Raw genomic sequence first — 2548 nt, forward strand, 5'->3', positions numbered from 1 at the left:
CCGTCCGCCACTGTGCCCGAAAGCACCGTTCGACTTGCATGTGTTAAGCATACCGCCAGCGTTCATCCTGAGCCAGGATCAAACTCTCCGTTTTGTTGTGTTTCGAGTTTGTGGCTCCGAAAAAAAATATTTCCCGGAATCCCAGTTACTAAATTTTGATCATCTTATTGGGAAATCCCAATAGTAAAATCTTTGTTGACGAGGATTGGTTTTTTCTTTAAGCTTTCAAAGTATTATGTTTTTCAGGTTCAGTCGTGGTTTAGCGCTTTTCGCTTGCCCACTTAACTAGAGTAACTAGTCATCCCCTAGTTTGTCAAGGGGTAAATTTATATTTTTTCTAAAAGGGCAAATCGCTTGACTGGTATTACTTTCAACTGAACGAATTAAGCAATATTTGTCTCTTGACTAATGACCCCTAACTCTTGACCATTAACTAATGACTCAAGTAGATATTCTCATTTTATCAAATGGCCCAGGTGAGGTTACAACCTGGGTGCACCCAGTAGTAAGGGCGTTGCGACAAAAATTCGGCGATGACCGAAATCAAGTTAGGATCAGTGTAGTCTTATCGCCTTGCTCAAATGCTAGTGGTAAAGAAGCTGCGATCGCACTTTCCTACCCAGAAGTAGATAGAGTACAAGGAGCAGAGTATTTTTGGCAATTTTTGCTTTGGGGTAAAACTTTTGATAATTGGGATTGGAGAAGTAGCGGTGTAGTAGTTTTCCTCGGTGGCGATCAAATTTTCCCCGTAGTCATAGGCAAAAAGCTCGGATATCGGACAGTAGTTTACGCCGAGTGGTCAGCCCGTTGGCATAAGTGGATCGATCGCTTTGGTGTGATGAAACCCAAAGTTGCTGCTGTTGTCTCCCAGAAATATGCTCACAAATTCACCGTTGTGGGTGATTTGATGCTAGAAGCAGGGGAAAGCCTAGATTCAAATTCACCTTCAGCTATCACTCCATCACTCAAAACTGAATTAATTGGTTTACTCCCTGGATCAAAAGCGGCAAAGTTAGCCCAAGGAGTGCCATTATGTTTAGCGATCGCTGAATACGTTCACGCAAAAAGACCACAAACTAAATTTGTGATTCCTGTAGCCCCAACTTTGGATTTACAAACTTTAGCTAGTTTTGCCGATCCTCAAAGAAACTCTATTGCTGAAATTTTTGGCTTCAGTGGTGCTGACTTAATTCTTCCACAGGACTCTAGAGACAAAGCATCACTCAAAACAGCAACAGGTTTAACTGTGGAATTGTGCCAAGAAAACCCTGCATATCATTTATTATCCCAGTGCTGTATATGTTTGACTACAGTGGGCGCAAACACTGCTGAACTCGGTGCTTTAGCAGTACCAATGATTGTTTTACTACCAACTCAGCAACTTGATGCCATGCGTTCTTGGGATGGTTTACCTGGGTTGTTGGCAAATCTGCCAGGAGTAGGTACAGCATTTGCCAACACAATCAATTGGGTATTTCTAACATTTGTGAGACGCAAAGGTTTATTAGCATGGCCAAACATCTGGGCACAAGAAGAGATAGTGCCAGAAATTATGGGTGAAGTTCAACCGCCAGCAATTGGGGAAATGGTTTTAGACTTTTTGGCGCATCCAGAAAAATTGGACGATATCGGCGCTAAACTCCGAAATACTCGCGGTGAAAGCGGTGCAGCCCAAAAGATAGCACAGATTGTTGGTGAGGAGATTAGGGAGATTAGGAAGTAGGAACAGATCGGCAGAATTTAATTTGAATTTTGAATAGTGGGACTCAGACAAAAATTAAGCCAAAATATAGCCCAAACTGCTTTTATAAGTAACAAACACGTCACGATGGATGATGAAGAGTGCTGAGTTCAAAAACCGTCCACAAGGGGCGGGGCATTTACCGAGTGCAAAAGTACTGAGTATTCTTGTTACTCATTACTCATTACTCAGCACTCATTACTCAGCACTGAGTCTGGTAAACCAATCAAAAAATCAAAAAGGTTTAGCCGTGTTGTTTTACGCTTTAGGTTGGGAATTATAGAAAGTAATAAAGTATCCGCTCAATAAGTGGGGGTAGGGGAGAAAAATAAGGTAAGCAAGGGAGACAGAATATAATAAAATGTGACACATGACGCAAAAGCAGGATTCGAGCAAAAAATCAGGAGAAGAGATACTGCAAACCATAGAGCCAAAAGGGATTGCAGACGAATCAATGCGTCGGACAGTAGAAATATTACTGAACTTAATAGAGCAATTGCAAGCAGAAGTCAAAGAATTACGAGCAGAAAATCAACAATTAAAAGATGAAAACAACCGCATGAAGGGAGAACTTGGTCAGCCAGACATCAAAGCCAACAAGAAAGGGTTGAGCAGCAATCACTCATCAGAAAAAGAGCGAAAAAACCCAAAAAAGCACAGCAAAGGCAGTAAGAACGAGACTATTAAAATAGATAGAAAACAAATACTGGAATAAGTAGGTAGGCGGGAAAAAATCCAACTATGTTAAGATAAGTAAATACGGAGAATGTACCTACCGAGGTGATAAATAATATGGGCGCTCGTTTA

General features: G+C 41.3%; 3 protein-coding genes and 1 rRNA gene. 3 read left to right on the forward strand and 1 reads right to left on the reverse strand.

The features are described from left to right. Positions 1–94, reverse strand: a 16S ribosomal RNA gene (locus tag V7K55_RS22645); the annotation flags it as partial. Positions 95–436: 342 nt separating this feature from the next. Here V7K55_RS22645 and V7K55_RS22650 point away from each other — a divergent pair. From V7K55_RS22650 to V7K55_RS22660, 3 genes are all read left to right on the forward strand, one after another. Next, the gene (locus tag V7K55_RS22650) at positions 437–1723 is read left to right on the forward strand and encodes a lipid-A-disaccharide synthase (RefSeq protein WP_334834904.1); all 1287 of its coding nucleotides are present in this window, start codon (positions 437–439) and stop codon (positions 1721–1723) included. 109 nt (positions 1724–1832) lie between these two features. Continuing rightward, positions 1833–2024 (forward strand): hypothetical protein, encoded by a 192-nt coding sequence (locus tag V7K55_RS22655; protein ID WP_334834905.1) that lies wholly within the window; start codon positions 1833–1835, stop codon positions 2022–2024. 87 nt (positions 2025–2111) lie between these two features. Continuing rightward, on the forward strand, positions 2112–2456 hold the full coding sequence (locus V7K55_RS22660) for a hypothetical protein (protein WP_334834906.1): 345 nt from the start codon (positions 2112–2114) through the stop codon (positions 2454–2456). The last annotated feature ends 92 nt before the right edge of the window (positions 2457–2548 follow it).

Source organism: Nostoc sp. (assembly GCF_036919895.1).
Classification (GTDB): Bacteria; Cyanobacteriota; Cyanobacteriia; order Cyanobacteriales; family Nostocaceae; genus Nostoc.